The following is a 19,621-nucleotide window of genomic DNA, read 5'->3' as shown; positions in this document are numbered from 1 at the left end:
TTCAGAACTGCTCCCTTGTATAAGTAAAGACAGTACAAAAGTGAGCAAAGATCATAAACATATATTTTATCAATTAATAGCCAGAAGGGATTTTGTCGATTGGGTTCATGAACCTGTTGGTGAAAGAAATAGCTTTTGGGAAAAGTGGCTTCAAGAACATGCTGAACAGAAGGATGAGTTTTTGAAAGCAAAGGAATTTGTGGAGCGCTTACACCTGCCACAACATACTTTGGAAGAGGATGAACTTGATGACCTTTTAAGTCGGGTGGTGGCAGTGGACCACAGGCCCAATAAGCCAGCGAATGATTCTCGAAATATTCCCCATTCAAGACAATGGTTAAGAGTGGCCGCTATATTACTTTTTAGCCTGATGGTTGCCCTATTGGCAGACAAAGTGATAGCTCCTTTTCAAGAAGAAACCATCTTGGAGGAGGTGGCCTGGAAGTCGGCAGAAAATCCAAGGGGTAGAAAGTCAATTATCGTCTTGCCGGATGGGAGCAAGGTGCACCTGAATTATGAGAGTAAATTAAGATTCCCAGAACATTTTAATACCAAAGAAAGAGAAGTAATCTTAGAAGGAGAAGCTTTTTTTGAAGTGACCCATGATGCTTCTAGACCCTTTACCGTTACCACTGGATCACTTCAAACCCAAGTGCTGGGAACTTCCTTTAATGTAAAGTCTGATAAATACACTTCCGATGTCAAAGTATCCTTGGTGACAGGAAAGGTAAAAGTAAGGATGCCCGATTTACCGGATAATATCCTTGTTCCGGGAGAAGAACTTCAATACCAAGAACAGGAAAAAAACTATTCTAAAAGTGAGTTTGATGTGCAGGCAGTGACAGCCTGGAAAGACGGAGTGATCGTGTTTAAGGATACCCAATTTGAAGCGTTTATAGACCGATTGGGAAAATGGTATGGCGTAGACTTTCAGGTATATGGGGAGACACCAAAAGACTGGAAGATCAATGGACGCTACGAAAACGAAAAGCTGGAGGATATCCTTACTGGCCTACAATTCATGTATGATGTTAAATATAAAATCGATGATAAAAATGTAACCCTAAAATTCTAGCTAAAACCTAAGAGAACCCGCTCGTAATAGAACATTAATCAATTAACAACCCAAAATTATGAATGAAAAAATACTCAAATGCCGTTGGTTATGTAGGGTGTTGCTACTAGCCTTTTTGGCCTACTCCAGTCCAATTTTGGCGGTGAATACACAAGGGCATTTTCCTACCCAAATGATGGCCATGAGAAGTCAGGAAAAGGATTTAAATGTAGTCCTTTCAGTAAACTTCAGTGGTGCGGACACCCAGGAGGTCTTTGATGAGATTGAGTCAAAGACCGGATTTAAGTTTGTTTATGATCGTAAGGCTTTGGAGCTTCCTCAACGCTTCACCATCCAAGATAACAATATCAAGCTTTATGACCTGCTGGTACAAATTTCCCAAAGCTCACCTTTAAGGTTTAAGCAGGTCGATGATCAAATCAATGTAAAAATAGAACAGCTGGCCTCCGCTCCAGAGGAAGAGATCTATGACATTACCGTCACCGGCAAAGTCACGGATAGCGATGGAGAGCCTTTGATTGGAGCTTCTGTTTTAGTGGAAGGTACCTCAAATGGTACCGTGACCGACATTGAAGGCCATTACTCCCTTGATGTTCCTGAAGGAGCTACGTTGATCATTTCATATATAGGTTTTAAGAATAAGGTGATTGAGGTTGGGAATCAAACCATCATTGATGTGGTGTTGGAAAGCGATTTATCGGCTTTGGATGAAGTGGTGGTAGTTGGTTATGGAGAAGTAAAGAAAAAAGACCTGACGGGAGCTGTATCATCCATTGGGAGCAGGGAACTCAATAGCGTGGGATCTACCAATCCGATGAAAGCATTGCAGGCAAATGCAGCAGGGGTTAATATCACGCAGCGCACAGGCTCTGTGGGTAGTGGATTCGACATCCAGATTCGCGGTGCCAATTCCTTGACTGGTGGAGCTCCACTTTATGTAGTAGATGGAGTAATGACCGATAATATTGACTTTTTGAACCCCAATGACATTGACCGGATAGATATCCTAAAGGATGCTTCTTCCACCGCCATTTATGGTTCAAGGGGATCCAATGGTGTAGTGATTGTCACCACCAAGTCAGGAGCTGGAATTCAAAATCAAAAACCTACTTTTTCCTATTCAGGCTTTGTGGGCATCAGGAACTTTACCAATATGCCCAACTTCCTGAACAGTTACGATGCCAGTGTGCAGTGGAACAGGGACAGGCAAGTGACCCGTGATTTGGTCCAAGGTAATCCCATAGTGGATTCTCCTACCTATGGCTTTCCTAATGTAGAAACAGAGGATGGAGGCAACTATTGGGAAGAAGCACTTACCAACAGAAGGGGGACAGACTGGTTGGATGCTTTCTTAAAACCCAGCATTCAGCAAAACCATTTTGTGTCAGCTTCTGGCGCATCAGATAAAGTGAGTTACGTGGTTGGTTTTGGCTATCAAGGGGATGATGGTAATGTGGAAGGACAGTGGTACAAGAAATATAATTTCAAGGCCAGTGTAGATGCTAGACCTAATGATATGTTTGCTATTGGCGCTAATATCAACTTGGCTTTTTCAAATAGAGAGTTGATTTCCCGCCAAGGCTATACGCAGCAGCTTTTTAGAATGCCTACTTATGCACCTGCTTTTGATGAGGAAGGCAATGTCATCCAATCTCCAATGATTGGTATTTCGGGCAATGTCAATCCCTACGCTTTTTTGGAAAGCGGGTCTCAATATAATGAAGAGCAATTCTATGCCATTACCAATTTTTACTTAAGGTTCACACCGGTAAAAGGAATCACATTCAGTTCTACTTTCTCGCCCAATGCTAAATTTGGTAGAACAGGAGAATATTTTGATCGTTTTGCGACAAGGTCGATCTCAGTGGCCAGGATGTGGAATGATAACAACCTTTCATACATTTGGGACAATCAAATGAATATCACAAAGGAGTTCAATGATCATCGAATTTCTTATGACTTCATTCAATCTTCCCAGCTAAACAGGTTGGAAAGTGCCTTTGCCTATGGGCGGGATGTGCCTTTCAATTCTTTGTGGTACAATGTCCAAAGTGCCCCTCAAAGAGATGCTACCACTTCCTACAGCAAAAACACCTTACTGTCGTTCACCAATAGGGTAAATTATTCCTACAAGGATAAATTCCTGGTTACCGGTACCATCAGATGGGATGGGTCTTCCAAGCTTTCCGAAGACAACAAATGGGCTTCCTTCCCTTCTGCGGCTGTAGCCTGGAGAATGACCGAGGAGCCTTTTCTGAAAACCTCTTCCGTGGTTGATAATTTGAAACTTCGTGTCAGTTATGGCTATACGGGAAACAATAATATTCCCGCATATTCTACCCAGTCCTCGCTGAATAGACAGACCTATTATGACTGGGATGGCACCACTGCCGACGGGTTCGTGCCCAATGCCATTGCCAATTCCAATTTGACTTGGGAGCGGACCAGAGAGTGGAATTTTGGGGCAGATTTTGGTTTCTTGAAAAACAGAATCAGTGGTGAGGTCAATGTGTATGATCGCCTTTCTCTCAACCTACTGATGGAAAGAAAGTTGGCCATGCCGACTGGATGGGCCTCTATGATTGATAATGTGGGTTCGGTGAGTAACAGAGGGGTTGAGTTACAGTTGAAAACGGTCAATATTGAAAGGGGAGATTTCACTTGGGAAACCAATTTTATCTTTTCAAAAAATACCAATAAGATCGTAGAGTTATATGGCAAGAAGGAAGATGATGTGCCCAATAGATGGTTTATTGGCCAACCGGTGAATGTGGTTTATGCGATGGTTTTTGACGGAGTGTGGCAACGCGAAGAGTTGCCTGCAGCTGATCAGCAAGCCTTGGAAGGTACCGCCAAAGTAAAAGACCTGAACGGCGATGGAAACATCGATATTGATAATGATATGACTGTTTTGGGTTCTCCTGCACCGGACTGGATAGGTACATTTATGACGAACTTCAGGTACAAAAATTGGGATCTGTTTGCCACGGTGTATACCAAACAGGGTGTTTTTCTGTACAGCCCTTTCCATGGCGAGTTCACAGATTTTAACAGTAAAGTCATCCTAGATGTACCTTATTATTTGAGAGAAAATCCTATTTCAGAAGCACGCTATTCCAATACCCACCCACAACCAAGTTATACTGGCCAATACTGGGGTGAAGACTCGGAAGATTATGGTTATCCAGGTTTCAATAAGGATGCTTCATTTGTGCGGATTCAGAATATTACCCTGGGTTACAATTTTGCCCCTGGTGCTCTTGAAAAATTCGGTGTTACTGAACTTCGAGTATACGCAAATGCTTTGAATCCCTTCTTGTTTACAAACTATGAGGGGTTTGACCCAGAATGGGCGGGCGCTTCGATGTCCGGTGTGGATGCAACCAACACTTCTTATACGGTTTACCAGCTAGGTGCAAACATTAAATTCTAAAATCATGAAGAGCGTAAAATCAATCATATATATCATTGTATTGGGCATAGGGATGACCAGCTGTTCAGGTTTTCTGGATGAAGAAAACCTAGGCAACACAACAGCCCAAAATTATTATGGAAGCCAAGCAGGTTATGAAGGCTTGGTGAATGCAGCCTATGCTACTCTGAGGGATGTGTACCAACCCACTCCTTATGTGTTTTGTGCCGGAACAGATTTGTTCTTTAACGCCCATGCAGAAGTTCCCATAGGCTTGGCCTCATATCAAACACTTACTCCTGGAAACAGCCAGGTGGAATACCTTTTCAAGACCCTTTACCAAAGTGTACAAATTGCCAATATGGCCTTAAGTTATTCAGACCAAACTGAGCCTTTTACTGATTTGGAAACAAGGATAGCAGAGGTAAGGACCATTCGGGCTTTCTATTATTTCCTATTGGTTCAGAATTTTGGTGATGTCACCTTGGTTACTGACTTAATTAGTGAGCCCATTGTGACTTTTGAAAGGGATCCAGCTAGTGAAGTGTACGATTTTATCATTAGTGAATTGAGTGCTACAATTGGGGTTTTGCCGGAAAGTCAGGCAGATTTTGGTAGGGTTACTAAGCGTGTGGCCCAGCATATACTGGCCAAGGTTTATTTGACAAGAGGGTATGATACCGCAAATGGCGGTTCGGCAGCGGATTTTACAGAAGCTGCTGTATTGGCTGATGCGGCCATAGGAGGTCAAGGCCTGAGCTTGTCTTTCGATGAAATCTTTGAATACCAAAATGACAATAATGAAGAAGTGCTTTGGTCGATTCAATACGCTGATGCCTCGACCCAAAATTCTCCAGCGCACAATTGGGATTATGCATGGGGTCCTCTGGTACAGGGAAGCAATGATGGTGTAAACAAAAAAAATGCACTTCACCCGACCGAGTATCTTTTTACCCTTTTTGAGGATAACGATACCCGCTTTGAGGGGACATTTCTAAATATAAAAACCAATCCTTATACCGGTTATTTGTTGAACCCTGATAACAGCCCAGTAGCTTACTATTACCCCAGAACGGCGCAGCAATTGGCAGACACCACCGCTTGGCGAGCGGCCTCTCCGATGAGAAGTGAGACAATCATCTCCCCTATCGATGGACACTGGTGGGATGTGCTGAACCAAGTAGATTTTCCAGCATTGAAGAAGTTTGACAGGGTCCAATTACCGGATATTCGGTATACCCATGATTTGTATTTGGCAAGATTGGGAGAAACGTACCTGATTGCCGCGGAAGCCTATCTTCAAGCAGGAAATGCCGGTGAAGCGGTCAACCGAGTAAATGAGGTAAGAAGAAGGGCTGCTGCTCCAGGGGCAGAAGCGTCCATGGAAGTGGCTTCTGTAGACTTGGATTTTATTTTGGAAGAACGTGCACGCGAATTGGCAGGTGAGGGCTTAAGGTGGCTAGACCTTAAAAGAACTGGCAAGCTGATGGAATATACCAAAGTGCGCAACCCGGACATCAAATCCATCAATGATGGGGGCACTGATCCATTTTTGGGAGCAAATGGCAATTATAAAATATTAAGACCTATCCCACTTTCTGCTATCGCACTGGACGCAGGGGATTATCCACAAAATCCAGCTTATGAATAGAAATGTTACACAGGGCTGCTTTCAGCCCTGTTTTACCCTTCAATTAGAAATGAAGAAGCGCCTTCACTACCTGTTATTCTTCTTGGCTTTTTTCACATCATTAACCCTAAAAGCCCAATATCCGGAAATTCCTCCTCAGGTTCAGGAGGAGATTGACCAAGAACAAGCTGAGATCGAAGCACATGTGGAGGCTGCATGGAAAAAGGCTTGGCCAGCGGTGAAAGCAGACATTAGCAAAGGCAAACCATATATTCCATGGGCAGCCACTCCTGGGGATTTACCTCAGGCGAAGATTCCCGCCTTCCCCGGAGCTGAAGGAGGAGGGGCCTTTTCGTTTGGAGGTCGCGGAGGAAAAGTATTTGTGGTGACCAGTCTCGAGGATAGTGGAAAAGGGACTTTCAGGGAAGCTTGCGAAGCCGGCGGAGCAAGGTATGTGGTCTTCAATGTGGCAGGGATTATTGACTTGAAAAGACCTGTGAATATCAAAGCACCATATATTACCATTGCAGGCCAGACCGCACCCGGAGATGGAGTCTGTATTGCAGGAGCATCGGTGCTGATCGATACTCACGATGTAGTGATTCGGCATATGCGTTTTAGGAGAGGGCAGACGGATGTTCGTTTCAGAGATGATGCCCTGGGAGGAAATGGGATTGGAAACATCATCATCGATCATGTGTCTTCCACTTGGGGCTTAGATGAAAACATGTCCATGTATAGGCACATGTATGTAGATGCTGACGGTAAGGAGCACAAGCTGCCTACCGTCAATGTCACCATTCAAAATTCAATTTTTGCGGAAGCTCTGGATACCTATAACCATGCTTTTGGAAGTACGATTGGGGGACTGAACAGTACTTTTATGCGGAACCTGTGGGCAAGTAATATAGCCAGAAATGCTTCAGTGGGGATGTATGGAGATTTTGGTTTCGTCAATAATGTCATTTTCAACTGGTGGTACCGAACCATTGATGGAGGGGATCACCGATCTTATTACAATATCATCAATAATTATTTTAAGCCAGGACCGATGACACCCAAGGATGATCCCGTGGGATATCGCATCATCAAACCAGAAGGAGATCGGGCGGTCAAAGACAGTATCATTCTGGGAAGGGTTCATGTAAAGGGCAATATCATGGAAGGATATGATGCCATCAATTTAGACAACTGGAATGGAGGGGTGCAAGTGGATGGTAAGCCTGATTTGACCAAAACATATGAACCGTTTATCCGAGTGAAGCAGCCATTTGCCATGGCCCGGGTAACCATGATGAGTGCTGAGAAAGCTTATGATTTTGTTTTGGAGAATGTAGGGGCCATCCTGCCCAAAAGAGATCCAGTAGATGCAAGAATCGTGAACCAAGTCAGAACTGGGAAGATCAAGTACCAGGAGGATGGTAAAATACATGTTGGTCAGGAGTTTTTGGTAGGTGGAAGTAGGAGGTTAGAAGAGGATTCATATAAAAAAGGTATCATTACAGACATTAGTCAAGTGGGAGGGTATCCAACATATGATGGAAAACCTTATCAAGATTCTGATCAAGATGGAATGCCCGATGAATGGGAAACAGCAGCAGGATTGGATCCCAATGATCCTTCGGACGCCACAAAGGACCTGAATGGAGATGGTTACGATAATATCGAAAAGTATATCAATGCCATCCCAATTGATCGCGTGATTGACTGGAGCAATGCTTCCAATAATATAGATACTTTGGCGAAGCGGTATCAAAAGGAATAGCCAAAGCAATTAACAAGAAATTCATTGGTTACTTTTTATCATCTGAGGTCTTCTGCTTCGTTGGGTTTTGGTTAGCTCAATGGGGTGGAAGATTTTTTTATCTTTGTTCTTTTAGAACTTTTAGCTTCCGAAGATGAACATCACCTATAGGCCCATACAAAAGAAAGATAATCTAGCTGTCAAAGAGTTGATACAAAATGTTTTTGTAGAATTTGATGCTCCTAGAGAAGGGACAGTTTTTGCTGACCCTGAAATGGAGGATTTATTCGGGCTTTTTGAAAAGACCCCGAAATCCATCTTTTATGTAGCCGAAAAAGAAGGTGAAGTTTTGGGTTGCTGTGGCGTTTATCCTACTGAGGGGCTACCTCCAAATGTCGCTGAAATGGTAAAATTCTACCTTTCTTCAGGAGCAAGAGGGAAGGGGATTGGCAAGGCACTGATGGACAAATGCATGGAGAGTGCCCAGGCTTTTGGTTTCGGCAACTTGTACATAGAAAGTATTCCAGAATTTGAAAATGCTGTCAAGCTTTATGAGCGACAAGGTTTTATTCGGCTAGAAAAGCCTTTGGGCGATACGGGACACTTTACCTGTTCCATTTGGATGCTAAAGGATTTAGGGCTGGAAACTTAAGAGGCGACCGCCAATTTTTCTGAAAGTTGGCTTTCCCATTGCTCCCTCCATTCTAGCTTAATTTTTAGGGATTTTTTTGAATTGAAAAGGGTCAAACATTTCTTGAAACCTGAATTTGTCAGTGGTATGGGGCTATGGATACGGCCCTAAACGGTAGATTGTCAAAAGATTATTTAATATTTTTTAAATTACTGTGACATTTTTAATTGTGCTGCGAATAATAGGGCAAATGAATCTTTAATCAGCAAATCCCAATCCAATTGAAAGATCAGCGACTACTTGAAAAGGACTTTGAGGAATACATCGAGCAGTATCAGGCCATGATTACGAAAGTAGCCAGGGTGTACAGTTTCGATCAGGATACTCAGGATGACCTGATCCAAGAAATTGTTTTACAGCTTTGGAAAGCATTCCCTAAGTACAACAAAGAAAAATCCACTTCCACCTGGACCTATCGGATTGCATTGAATGTCTCCATTTCCTTTCTCAGAAAAGAAAGTAGTCGAAAAAAGAACCATGGGGACTATCAGCAGCATGCTGAACTATATCAACAGGAATCGCCAGAACTGGAAGAGCAGATAAAAATACTTTACCAGTTTATAGAATTGCTAAAACCAACGGACAAGGCACTGATGCTGTTGTTCTTGGAAGGGTGCAAGAATAAGGAAATTGCAAAAATCATGGGGATTTCGGCCAGCTTAGTGTCCACCAAAATCCACCGCATCAAAGAACAATTAAAATCATATTTCGAAACGTTAAAACAATAATATTATGGAATACCAAGAATTATCAGGCATCTGGAAGAGTGCAGGAATGCAAACAAATCCTTCTAAGAAAATCAACCAAAAGTTGCTTAGAGAAGTAATTGGGCATAAAATAAAGTCCAGTTTTCTGGAGCAGAAACTGACTTCAATATTTGAATTTGCTGCGAATGTTTTATTTGCAGGTTATTTGATCTCTTTTGCTTCCAGCCACTTGATGGAGGTTAAGTTTTTAATTCCAGCCTTAGCAATATTGTTGATGACCTTCTTTAACATGGGGTTTGTAGGGCGAAGGCTGTATTTGATATTTAGCATCCAACCGGAATTATCAGTTTTAGAAACGCAAAAGAAATTGGCTAAGGTCCAGTACATGGAAAAACTGGAACTGAATTTATTATATGTGGTTATTCCGTTTTTGTCCATTCCTTTTATAGTGGTATTGGCCAAAGGGTTTTTAGGAGTGGATATGTACGCATGGAGTGAGTACCTCTTTCAGTTTTTTCTAGGCAGCGTTGTAGTGGCTTTGATCTTAGTTTTTATTTTGAAGAAATTTCCTCGCAAAAGCTTGGTGGAGGCTATGGCCTTCATGGAAGAGCTAAAAGAAATGGAAGAGGAAGAAATAGACTGAGTGGTATAGCCCCTTGAGCATTAGAAACACTTCTCATGGGTACAGATAAGTGAACTGTATAGGGAGAGATATGACTTAAACACGGGTTATATTTTAAATTGAGACACTATACGGCCTTGTTCAAAAAGAGAAAAATGGATCTGATGATCAAAGTACTTTCTAGGGTCAAGTAAGTGCAGGACAGTAAAGTCTAGGTAAAGGCTAAGTTTGTAATACAATCTTTTAAGCAGGGGTTCTGGAGGAGTAAACCTCTTATGAATCCCTGTTTTTATACAAAGAATGAAAAAACAATGAAGACCAAACATACCTTACCCCAACCATTTAAAGGGATAGTCCCTCCAATGATTACCCCTCTAAAAGATGAGACCAATCTGGACATACCAGGCTTGGAGCGCTTGATCAATCACATCATTGATGGAGGGGTTCATGGATTGTTTATTTTGGGAACTACAGGTGAATCCACCAGCCTTTCCTATGCGCTTCGCCATGAGTTGGTGGCCAGAACATGTGAAATCGTGGATGGTAGGGTTCCGGTCTTGGTGGGGATTACTGATACCGCAGCAATAGAAAGTCTGCGTTTAGCAGAGACTGCTGAAAAGGAGGGTGCCTCTGCTGTAGTGGCTGCACCTCCCTATTATTTCAACTTAGGCCAGCCGGAATTGATCGAGTACTATGAATATTTGGTGGAGCGCCTATCCTTGCCATTGTTTCTTTATAACATGCCTTCGCATACTAAAATTATCATCGAGCCAGATACCGTCAAAACCTTGTCAAAATACAAGGGTATTGTGGGGTTAAAAGACAGCTCTGCCAATAATGCCTATTTCAATAATGTCATGAACAAGATGAAAGATCGTTCCGACTTTTCATTGTTTGTGGGCCCAGAAGAAATCATGGCTGAAACCGTATTGCTGGGTGCTCATGGTGGGGTGAATGGTGGTGCCAATATGTTTCCGGAATTGTATGTGAAGTTGTTTGAAGTTGCAGAGAGAGGGGATGTTTTGACCGTCAAAGCCCTACATGGTATTGTGATGGAAATTTCTTCAAAGTTATACTCTTTGGGCAACTTTGGTTCCAGCTATTTGAAAGGGATCAAGGCCGCCTTAAACATCATGGGGATATGCAGCGATTATATGGCTTCCCCATTGCACCGGTTTAGAGAGGCTGAGAGAGAGAAAATTGCCAATAACCTGGAAGAGATAAAAAGCAAAATGTTGGATCTAAAACATTAAAAAGAAGACTGAAGAAATAGACATCCTCGGATTCGATTTGGCTATTTGGCTGGAAGTGTCAATGGCCAAAAGGCAAATACCAAAAGTACGGTCAATGCTGCATTCAGATTCCGAATCACCAATAATCAATTAACCAGTTAACCGTAGCAAATGCAATTACCCATAATAGACCTCATCATATTTTTTGTTTACATGCTAGGCATATTGTTTTTTGGGGTCTCATTTTACTTCAAGAAAGGCCGAACAACAGCGGACTATATGGTGGGAGGAAGGAAGTTGCCAGCTTGGGCCATTGGGATGTCCATATTTGCCACGTTTGTGAGCAGTATTAGTTTTTTGGCTTTGCCAGGCAATGCCTATTTGAGTAACTGGAACAGTTTTGTCTTTAGCCTTTCCATTCCTATTGCGGCATGGGCAGCGGTCAAGTTTTTCGTTCCCCTTTACCGAAGTGTAAAAAGTGAATCGGCCTATTATTATCTGGAAACTCGGTTTGGTCCATGGGCAAGAACTTATGCTTCCATATGTTATTTGCTTACCCAGTTGGCAAGGATGGGGACCATCCTGTATTTATTAGCCTTGCCTATGAATGCCCTTTTGGGCTGGGATATCGCTACAATTATTATCGTAACGGGAATTTCTGTAATCATTTATGCCTCCATGGGGGGAATTGAAGCTGTAATCTGGACGGATGCCATTCAGGGTATAGTGCTGATCTTGGGAGCGGTGCTTTGTTTGGGCATTATTTTGTTTTCCATGCCCGAGGGGCCCGCGCAGGTCATTGAAATCGGTCAACAACATGATAAATTTAGTTTGGGTAGTTATGGGCTCAGTCTGACAGAGGCTACTTTTTGGGTGATTTTGATTTACGGCTTATTTATCAATTTGCAGAATTTTGGAGTGGACCAGAATTATGTACAGCGTTATATGAGTGCTAAAACTGAAAAAGAAGCCATCAAATCCACTTGGTTTGGCAGTAGTTTGTACGTTCCTGTCTCCCTTTTATTTTTCTTTATTGGCACGGCCTTGTTTGCCTATTACCAGGTTTTTCCGGAGCTGTTACCTGCAACACTAAAGTCTCAAGATGAGGCTGACAAAATATTCCCGTTCTTTATTGTCAATGGCCTACCCAAAGGTCTAACAGGACTATTGATAGCCTCTATTTTTGCGGCAGGGATGAGCACTATTTCTACGAGTTTGAATAGCTCTGCTACGGTTATCCTTACGGATCACTATAAGAAGTACATACAGAAAGCACCAAACAATCAGCAACATTTTAAGGTACTGACGATCTCAGCTATTGTAATGGGCTTGATGAGCATTGGGGTTTCTTTGGCCATGACTGAAGTTAAAAGTGCTTTGGATGCTTGGTGGGCTTTATCCTCAGTATTTAGTGGTGGGGTGCTAGGGCTGTTTTTGCTGGGGTATTTCTCTAAAAACGTCCAACAATTGGAAGCTGCAATAGGTGTGGTCGTGGGCATATTGGTCATTGCTTGGATGAGCTTGACACCACTATTCATCACAGAAGGGCCTTGGTTTTCATTTAGAAATCCCATGCATGCCAACCTGACCATTGTCGTAGGAACCCTAACCATTTTCCTGACAGGTTTCTTGTTGTCCCATTTGCTCAATAAGAAAAAAATCTAAAATAATCTATCTGAATGGGGCACAGTACTTTGCGAAGGCGAAACAATAAAAGATAGAAATAAGCAAAAAAGATATGAAAGCGAAATTATTATCCAGAACGGTAAAACCAAATACCGGGAAGCCAGTGATTGGGGTATTTGCACCTTGTGATCCCCGGATTGACCAAGCCAGTAGGGAAAGAAGTACCAATATTGTACAGCATGCGGCAGAGGAACTGGCCGGAAAGATCAAGTTGCCAGATGGGACTGCTGCTGAAGTGGTTTATTCTGATGTGCTGATTGATGCCGAGACACAGGCTGATCAAGTAGCCCGGCAATTCAAAGAGGCTGGGGTAAACGTGTTGGTCTGTGTGCCGGATACTTGGTCTTTCCCACAGCTAACGACCATTTCTTTGCTCTCCCATTTCCCAAAAGATATTCCAATTAATTTTACCACAGGCAATAGTGGTACTCGTCCCGGTGTGGTATATACGCATGCTACCTCGGGAGCCATCGCCCAATATGGAAAACTGACCCATATCAATGTAGGGAAATGGCCGGATGCAGGACAAAATCCAACAATGAGTCCTGAGACCTTAAAGGCTTTGGTAGACTGGTGCTATGCTGCTGTGACCTTCCAGGGCTTAAAGGGAAAAAGGGTGGTAATATTTGGACATGACTCCATGGGAATGGAGACGGCTCTGCCGCATGTGTTGGAAACGAGAAACCAATTTGGCTTGGAAATTACCCGCTTGGATATGAAGTTGCTAGCGGACATGCTGAAGAAGGAATCCTATGACAAGGAAGAGCTGAAAAGATTGAGAAGCTGGTTGGAAAACCATGCAGGAGACCGGATAGAACTACCAGATGGAGAAAAAGATAGTGAACTGTTGGACCAAAGCCTTGCCTTGTATTTGATCGTTAAGGATTTGATGAAAGAAGTGGATGCTGTAGGCGGAGGCTTTATGAGCCAGCTGGAATGGGGATCTGATGACCGTGGCATCCAACTGCCGGTGGCAGATATCATGGAGTCACTGTTCAACAGCACTTTTGATCATAATGGACCCAAAGCTGTTCAGCCATTTGCAACAGAAGCTGATGTGCAGGCATTGTTGACCCAGCTGTTTATGACCTGGCTATCTGGAGGAAATCCACCTTTGTTCATGGACTTCAGAAAAGTATGGGACAAGGAGGACATCAGTGAGTTTGCGGCACAAAATGGTTATCAGCCCACAGGTGATGAACCTTGGATGAAGAAAGGCTTTGTGGATGGAGTAAACTCTGGCTCTGCTTCTTTCAACTGGGCGGCTATGCCTGGAAAAGAAGAGAAGGATGTGATGAAAAATATTTCATTCCCAAAAGCGGTGGATTACTTTTATTACTTGGGCAACTCAGTACATTTCAAATCTCCGGGAAATATCAAAGGCTTGGCCGCCAGATTGGCCTATAGTTCCTTGTCAGGAATGTTTTCTATGATTTGGGATGAGGCAGAAACGGTTGAATTGCCAGCTGATTTGGCCCAGAAAATATGTGATGGAGCCAATCCTACCTGGCCTCATACCTTTGTCGTTCCCAAATTTGCCTCTATGACAGAATACAAACAGTATGCTCCGGCCAACCATTTTCATATGACCTGGAATTTGGAACCAGCAAGGCTACAATTCTGGATGGATTTTGCCAATGTGCTTTCCGTAGCCCCTTGGCAGGCAAGACCGACATTTATAGAAGGCACCGACCGGCCAGTTCCATTATTGTATCTGGTCAATGGTGGGGAAGATGCAACAAAAAAGATGAAAGCAGGTAAAGCATAGATAGATATTAGACGCTAGATACTAGACTTGCTGTTCAGTCTTCGAATTGAATTTTTATTTAAACGTTAAGGAGTGAAAGTACATTAAGGGTAATTAGAAGCTCTTAATTCTCTTCACTCCTTAATGTTTTTTTACTCAATACTCACGACTCCCTCTGCCTCTCAGGATACGGCAGGATAGCCTAATGTGTAATAGCTTTTATATTAAAGGTTAATTGGAAATTCCTAAACCCAAAGTATCTATGAAATTGAACCTGAAGGAAAATATTTTTAGTATGATGTTGGTTTGTCTTCTGTTTTCCTGTTCCAAAGAGGAGGCAGAGAAGACAACAGCTTACTTTCCGCTAGATAGCCTGATGACCAAAGACCAAGTGGGTGCTGCAAATCTGCCAGCTGAAATTGCCCCAGTAAAGGCTCCATTTGCCATGCCTGATTTCAAGAAACCGGTATTTCCAGATTTGACCGTCAACATTATGGATGAAGGAGCCAATGAAGATGTATTGGCCACTTCTATCATCCAATCAGTCATCGATCGTGTAAGTGCCCAAGGAGGTGGTAAAGTGATCATTCCTGCGGGTAAATGGAAAACAGGAAGAATTAGTTTAAAAAGCAATGTGAACCTTCACTTAGCTGAAGGTGCTGAGCTGTATTTTAGCGGGCAACTTGAAGATTACAGACCCGCAGTTTTTACCCGCCATGAAGGCGTGGAGGTCATGTCCTTAGGTGCCTGTATTTATGCCTATCAGCAGGATAATATTGCTTTGACAGGAAAAGGAACGCTTTATGGACCGGAGGAGGGACCGGTGAAAGACCAAATGATGACTGAGGACGTGACGGAAAAGTTTGTTCCAGTGGATAAACCAGTTTCTGAAAGAGTGTATGAAGGATATAATGGCGAGTCGATCTTTTTGCCCATGTTTGTGTCTCCTACGGAATGCACCAATGTGTTTATCGAAGGGGTGACCTTGGAAAGAACGGCCTTTTGGAATATTGTGCCCGTGTATTGTGATGGGGTGATCATTCGGGGCGTGACGGTCAATTCTGTTGGCATTCCAAGGGGAGATGGAATTGACATCGAATCTTCCAGAAATGTATTGATTGAATATTCTACCTTAAACAATGGTGATGACTGTTTCACTATGAAGGCAGGTCGTGGCAAGGATGGTATCCGCGTCAATAGGCCCACGGAGAATGTAGTAGTGCGCTATTGTTTGGCCAAGGAAGGTCATGGAGGGATTACAGTGGGAAGTGAGACAGCTGGAAAAGTCAAGAATCTTTACATCCATGATTGCGTTTTTGAAAACACAGGCGTAGGAATCCGCTTTAAAACCAGAAGACCAAGAGGAGGAGGTGGCGAAAATCTCTACTATGAGCGATTACGAATGAATTTACGTCAGACAGCTTTCCGATGGGATATGCTAGGTCAAGAACTTTATGTGGGTGATTTGGCCAAAAGAAAACCTCTTCGGGAGGTCAATGACCTGACCCCAAAATTCAAAGACATTACGATCAAGGACATACTGGTAGAAACTGCTTCAACCTTTATAAACATCAATGGCATTCCTGAATCCCCCTTGGAAAACCTTCACATGGAGAATGTACGCGTGGAGCAAAGCCGACGTTTTTTCAATGCTGACGATGCTACTGATTTGACTTTCAGGCATATTGAAGTGAACAGTCAAGATTCACTTATGAAGTTCTTGGACACTCGAAACGTGTGGTTTGAAGATGCTGTATTTAAGGTCAATGGGGAAAAAGTTTACCCACAACTTAGAGGAGACCTGACCAATAATATACGTTTTGAGAGTACTCAACCCGCAAAGCCAGAAGGTTGGGATTCCAACTCCTATAAAAAATAACCTAAATAAACCCATTTGTCATGCGCCGATCTATCTTATTATTGTTGATTAATTTTTCTCTTCTAATTCAGCCTCTTATTGCTCAAACAGAAAAACAGGTTAGATGGGGGGAAATCCTTCGCCAACCTACTTCATGGTATGGTAGTGATGAGGCCCAGAGAATTGCAGATAATGTCTTGCTGTACCAACATGAAAATGGCGGTTGGTACAAAAATATTGACATGGCCCAGACGCTCTCAGAAGAAGAGCAGAAAGAAATACTGAAGGCTAAAACAGAACCTTCGGGGACGACAATCGACAATGGTGCCACATTTACACAACTCCGTTTTTTGGCTTTGGTATATGATGCCACCAAAGAAAAGAAGTACCAATCTGCTTTTTTGAGGGGAATAGATTACCTCTTAGCGGCTCAATATGAGAACGGGGGCTGGCCACAGTACTATCCGATTCGGAAGGGATATTATGAACACATCACTTATAATGATGGGGCCATGATTGGCGTGATGTCTTTACTTTGGGATGTTTCAGAAGGAAATGGTCCCTATGATTTTGTTAAAGTGTCCATCCGAAAAAAGGCCAAAGCGGCCGTTGATAAAGGTTTGGAGATCATCTTGGATACGCAAGTAGTCCTGGATGGCGAGTTAACCATTTGGTGTGCTCAGCATTACAAGGACAGCTTGGAGCCCGCCAAGGCAAGGGCGTTTGAATTGGCTTCGCTTAGTGGGGCAGAAAGCGTGGGCATCTTGAAATACTTGATGAAAATTCCTGATCCGAATGAAAGGGTGAAAAAGTCTATTTCAAGTGCTGTGGCTTGGTTGGAGGAGCATAAAATCGAAGGAAAGCGAATCATCAAAGTCGAAGATGATCGTTTGGAAAAAGGATATGATCTTCAAGTTATTGAGGATCCTGAAGGAAGACCTCTATGGGCTCGGTTTTATGAGCTCAATACTCAAAAGCCCATTTTTGTAGGCAGGGACAGCCAAATTAAATATGACCTTTCCGAAATTGAATATGAGCGTCGGGTAGGTTATAGTTATTTGGGCAATTATGCCGAAAGGGTGTTAGATAAAGATTATCCCGAATGGAAATCAAAATGGATTGATTGAGATTTAGTTGAAGGGTTTTTACGGCCACAAGTGATTTTAACTGGTAGAATATCAGGACAGCAGGTAAGTACAGGGAGGTTTTTTTTGAGGTAAAAGTAACTTTGTTTATGCTACTAAAACCCAATGGCTATAAGTTTTTGGAATGGTAGCTAAGCTGGATGATCTGTAATCAGATTGTGGCGTAGAGGAATGAAGATCTGAAACAAAACCCAAAAGCAATGAATTATGAAGGATTAAATGACGGTCAATTATGGATACTGATTGCTGCGGATGATCGGAAGGCTTTCGGCTATTCTTTCAAATTGTATGCGAAGGATTTGTTCAGGTATGGTCGCAAATTTACAGAGGCCAAAGAGGTGATTGAAGATGTGATCCAAGATGTGTATCTGGATCTTTGGAATAAAAGAAAGGTCACCCAAATTCAGGAATCCATAAAATTTTACCTGTTTACCGCTTTTAGAAGAGAAATTATACGAAGGCTTACCAATTTGCGTAAGCAAGAATCCATGGATGCCTTTTCACCAGAAGCCCTATTGGAAGCATCTTATCTGGAAGGATTAATCAAGCAGCAAGGTGAAAGAGAGTCCAATCAAAGGCTTCACAATGCCATACACAGCTTGTCAGAACGTCAAAGAGAAGCCATTTATTTGCGCTATTTTGCTGACTTACGAAACCAAGAAATCGCCAAGATGATGGGGATCAGTGTGGAGTCAGTTTATAACTTGATCTTCAAGTCCATCAAATTATTGAAAGGGACTATGGTGGATAAGGTTCAATATCAGACAAAATAGTTTGTTATTTTTTTATTGGTCAAATAATTTCATTGTGATTTAGTTACTATTTGATTGAAAATTTTAAAAATTCTATAAAATTCAAATTTTTTTCACAAAACCTTGATGAGATTTTAGAAGTCCGCTCCCCTTATAGTTAGATAAAGGAAGAAGACTTGAAAAAACAATTTGAACATATAGAGGATTTTTTGGAAGACAGTTCTTTTCGCAGCTGGGTGTTCAGCAAAGGAGCGATGAGGAGCTTGTTCTGGGAAACTTGGCTTAAGGACCATGCTGATAAAGCAGACATGTTATATGAAGCCAAGGAAATTTTATTGGCCTTGGAGGAAGAGGAAGAAGATTGGAGCGAGTCAGGTCAAATGGATTTATTGGCTGTCATCAATTCCCAAATAGATACCCCTGAAAATAATGAGTCTACCACAAGAATCTCTGAGGAATACTTTATCAACAGACCTCGTTTTATTTGGCTGAAAGTTTCTATGATCCTTTTGGTAATGGTAGTAGGGGCGGTGATTATCGGAAACAGTGGAATTTTCTTAGGAAAAGAAAATTTGCAAGAAGCTGAAATAGCTTGGACCAGCAAACAAGCTTTGCCAGGTGAGAAGAAAAAAGTGCGCTTACCAGATGGCTCTATCGTCATTATGAATTCAGCCAGTGAGTTACAATACCAAACTGGTTTTGGTGAGACCCACCGTGACATTTTTCTTTCTGGAGAATCATTTTTTGAAGTGGCCAAGGATACTGTTTTGCCCTTTAGGGTTTACAGTGGAGACTTGGTGACCGAAGCAGTGGGAACAGCCTTTAATGTAACAGCTTTTCCAGAAGAAGGAGTCCGCGTCAAATTGGTAGAAGGGAAAGTGAAAGTAGAACTACAGAGACAAAATGAGGCAGAAAAGGACAGGTTTTTTTTGACGCAAGGAGAGCAAGCCTATGTTACCCAAGAAGCTTTTGTCAAAGGAAAATTTGATATGGAGAAAGCGCTCTTGTGGACAGAAGGAATTTTGACCTTTGATGATATTCCTTTTCAGGAGGTAGTTACCTCTTTGGAAAGATGGTACGGAGTGGAGATCGCAGTAGAAGGAGCCTCGTCTTCTTCAAATAAGGTTTCAGGAGAGTTCCATAAGGACAACCTGGAAAATGTGCTTAGAAGCATTGCCTATTCATTTCATTTTGATTTTGAGATCCAAGAGAAACAAGTTTTTATCGAGTTTAACTAGCATTTAGTCAGTATGATAACCTAACCCAAAACAACAATTAGTATCCAATGAACAACTGTTTCAGCATTGGTTTTCAGAGACC

General features: G+C 42.4%; 14 protein-coding genes. All 14 read left to right on the top strand.

Features of this window, described 5'->3' with window-relative positions; translation table 11 throughout:
* The first annotated feature begins 40 nt into the window (after nucleotides 1-40).
* Nucleotides 41-1,075: a FecR family protein gene (locus JL001_RS04300; protein ID WP_200974928.1), complete on the top strand. Its 1,035-nt coding sequence runs from the start codon at nucleotides 41-43 to the stop codon at nucleotides 1,073-1,075.
* A 58-nt stretch (nucleotides 1,076-1,133) separates the two neighbouring features.
* Nucleotides 1,134-4,508 carry a TonB-dependent receptor gene (locus tag JL001_RS04295; protein WP_200974927.1) on the top strand — a complete coding sequence of 1,125 codons (3,375 nt, stop codon included), beginning with the start codon at nucleotides 1,134-1,136 and terminating at the stop codon, nucleotides 4,506-4,508.
* 4 nt (nucleotides 4,509-4,512) lie between these two features.
* Complete coding sequence (locus tag JL001_RS04290; protein ID WP_200974926.1) at nucleotides 4,513-6,138, top strand: RagB/SusD family nutrient uptake outer membrane protein; 1,626 nt, start codon at nucleotides 4,513-4,515, stop codon at nucleotides 6,136-6,138.
* On the top strand, nucleotides 6,131-7,882 hold the full coding sequence (locus tag JL001_RS04285) for a thrombospondin type 3 repeat-containing protein (protein WP_236252709.1): 1,752 nt from the start codon (nucleotides 6,131-6,133) through the stop codon (nucleotides 7,880-7,882). Before JL001_RS04290 ends, JL001_RS04285 begins: the two co-directional genes overlap by 8 nt.
* Nucleotides 7,883-8,015: 133 nt before the next feature.
* Nucleotides 8,016-8,513 carry a GNAT family N-acetyltransferase gene (locus tag JL001_RS04280; RefSeq protein ID WP_200974925.1) on the top strand — a complete coding sequence of 166 codons (498 nt, stop codon included), beginning with the start codon at nucleotides 8,016-8,018 and terminating at the stop codon, nucleotides 8,511-8,513.
* Between the two features lie 260 nt (nucleotides 8,514-8,773).
* Nucleotides 8,774-9,280, top strand: coding sequence for an RNA polymerase sigma factor (locus tag JL001_RS04275; protein WP_236252708.1), 507 nt, complete (start codon nucleotides 8,774-8,776; stop codon nucleotides 9,278-9,280).
* A gap of 4 nt (nucleotides 9,281-9,284) precedes the next feature.
* Nucleotides 9,285-9,902, top strand: coding sequence for a hypothetical protein (locus tag JL001_RS04270; protein ID WP_200974924.1), 618 nt, complete (start codon nucleotides 9,285-9,287; stop codon nucleotides 9,900-9,902).
* A 290-nt stretch (nucleotides 9,903-10,192) separates the two neighbouring features.
* The gene (locus JL001_RS04265) at nucleotides 10,193-11,134 is read left to right on the top strand and encodes a dihydrodipicolinate synthase family protein (protein ID WP_200974923.1); all 942 of its coding nucleotides are present in this window, start codon (nucleotides 10,193-10,195) and stop codon (nucleotides 11,132-11,134) included.
* A gap of 150 nt (nucleotides 11,135-11,284) precedes the next feature.
* Complete coding sequence (locus JL001_RS04260) at nucleotides 11,285-12,778, top strand: sodium:solute symporter (RefSeq protein ID WP_200974922.1); 1,494 nt, start codon at nucleotides 11,285-11,287, stop codon at nucleotides 12,776-12,778.
* Nucleotides 12,779-12,851: 73 nt separating this feature from the next.
* On the top strand, nucleotides 12,852-14,567 hold the full coding sequence (locus tag JL001_RS04255) for a hypothetical protein (protein ID WP_200974921.1): 1,716 nt from the start codon (nucleotides 12,852-12,854) through the stop codon (nucleotides 14,565-14,567).
* Between the two features lie 241 nt (nucleotides 14,568-14,808).
* Entirely contained in the window at nucleotides 14,809-16,425 is a 1,617-nt protein-coding gene (locus tag JL001_RS04250; protein ID WP_200974920.1) for a glycoside hydrolase family 28 protein, read from the top strand.
* Between the two features lie 20 nt (nucleotides 16,426-16,445).
* Nucleotides 16,446-17,531, top strand: coding sequence for a pectate lyase (pelA, locus tag JL001_RS04245; protein ID WP_200974919.1), 1,086 nt, complete (start codon nucleotides 16,446-16,448; stop codon nucleotides 17,529-17,531).
* A 218-nt stretch (nucleotides 17,532-17,749) separates the two neighbouring features.
* Nucleotides 17,750-18,322 (top strand): RNA polymerase sigma factor, encoded by a 573-nt coding sequence (locus JL001_RS04240; protein ID WP_200974918.1) that lies wholly within the window; start codon nucleotides 17,750-17,752, stop codon nucleotides 18,320-18,322.
* Between the two features lie 155 nt (nucleotides 18,323-18,477).
* The gene (locus tag JL001_RS04235) at nucleotides 18,478-19,539 is read left to right on the top strand and encodes a FecR family protein (RefSeq protein ID WP_200974917.1); all 1,062 of its coding nucleotides are present in this window, start codon (nucleotides 18,478-18,480) and stop codon (nucleotides 19,537-19,539) included.
* The last annotated feature ends 82 nt before the right edge of the window (nucleotides 19,540-19,621 follow it).

It is taken from the genome of Echinicola sp. 20G, from assembly GCF_015533855.1.
In the GTDB taxonomy this organism is placed as follows: domain Bacteria; phylum Bacteroidota; class Bacteroidia; order Cytophagales; family Cyclobacteriaceae; genus Echinicola.
Note: the sequence above shows the minus strand (reverse complement) of the source record. Positions and strands in the feature narration are given on the sequence as shown.

Excerpts from the sequence above, each read along its gene's own strand:
- JL001_RS04295 (WP_200974927.1), top strand. The coding sequence starts at position 1,134 with ATGAATGAAAAAATACTCAAATGCCGTTGGTTATGTAGGGTGTTGCTA.
- JL001_RS04290 (WP_200974926.1), top strand. The coding sequence starts at position 4,513 with ATGAAGAGCGTAAAATCAATCATATATATCATTGTATTGGGCATAGGG.
- JL001_RS04285 (WP_236252709.1), top strand. The coding sequence starts at position 6,131 with ATGAATAGAAATGTTACACAGGGCTGCTTTCAGCCCTGTTTTACCCTT.
- JL001_RS04280 (WP_200974925.1), top strand. The coding sequence starts at position 8,016 with ATGAACATCACCTATAGGCCCATACAAAAGAAAGATAATCTAGCTGTC.
- JL001_RS04270 (WP_200974924.1), top strand. The coding sequence starts at position 9,285 with ATGGAATACCAAGAATTATCAGGCATCTGGAAGAGTGCAGGAATGCAA.
- JL001_RS04265 (WP_200974923.1), top strand. The coding sequence starts at position 10,193 with ATGAAGACCAAACATACCTTACCCCAACCATTTAAAGGGATAGTCCCT.
- JL001_RS04260 (WP_200974922.1), top strand. The coding sequence starts at position 11,285 with ATGCAATTACCCATAATAGACCTCATCATATTTTTTGTTTACATGCTA.
- JL001_RS04255 (WP_200974921.1), top strand. The coding sequence starts at position 12,852 with ATGAAAGCGAAATTATTATCCAGAACGGTAAAACCAAATACCGGGAAG.
- JL001_RS04250 (WP_200974920.1), top strand. The coding sequence starts at position 14,809 with ATGAAATTGAACCTGAAGGAAAATATTTTTAGTATGATGTTGGTTTGT.
- pelA (WP_200974919.1), top strand. The coding sequence starts at position 16,446 with ATGCGCCGATCTATCTTATTATTGTTGATTAATTTTTCTCTTCTAATT.
- JL001_RS04240 (WP_200974918.1), top strand. The coding sequence starts at position 17,750 with ATGAATTATGAAGGATTAAATGACGGTCAATTATGGATACTGATTGCT.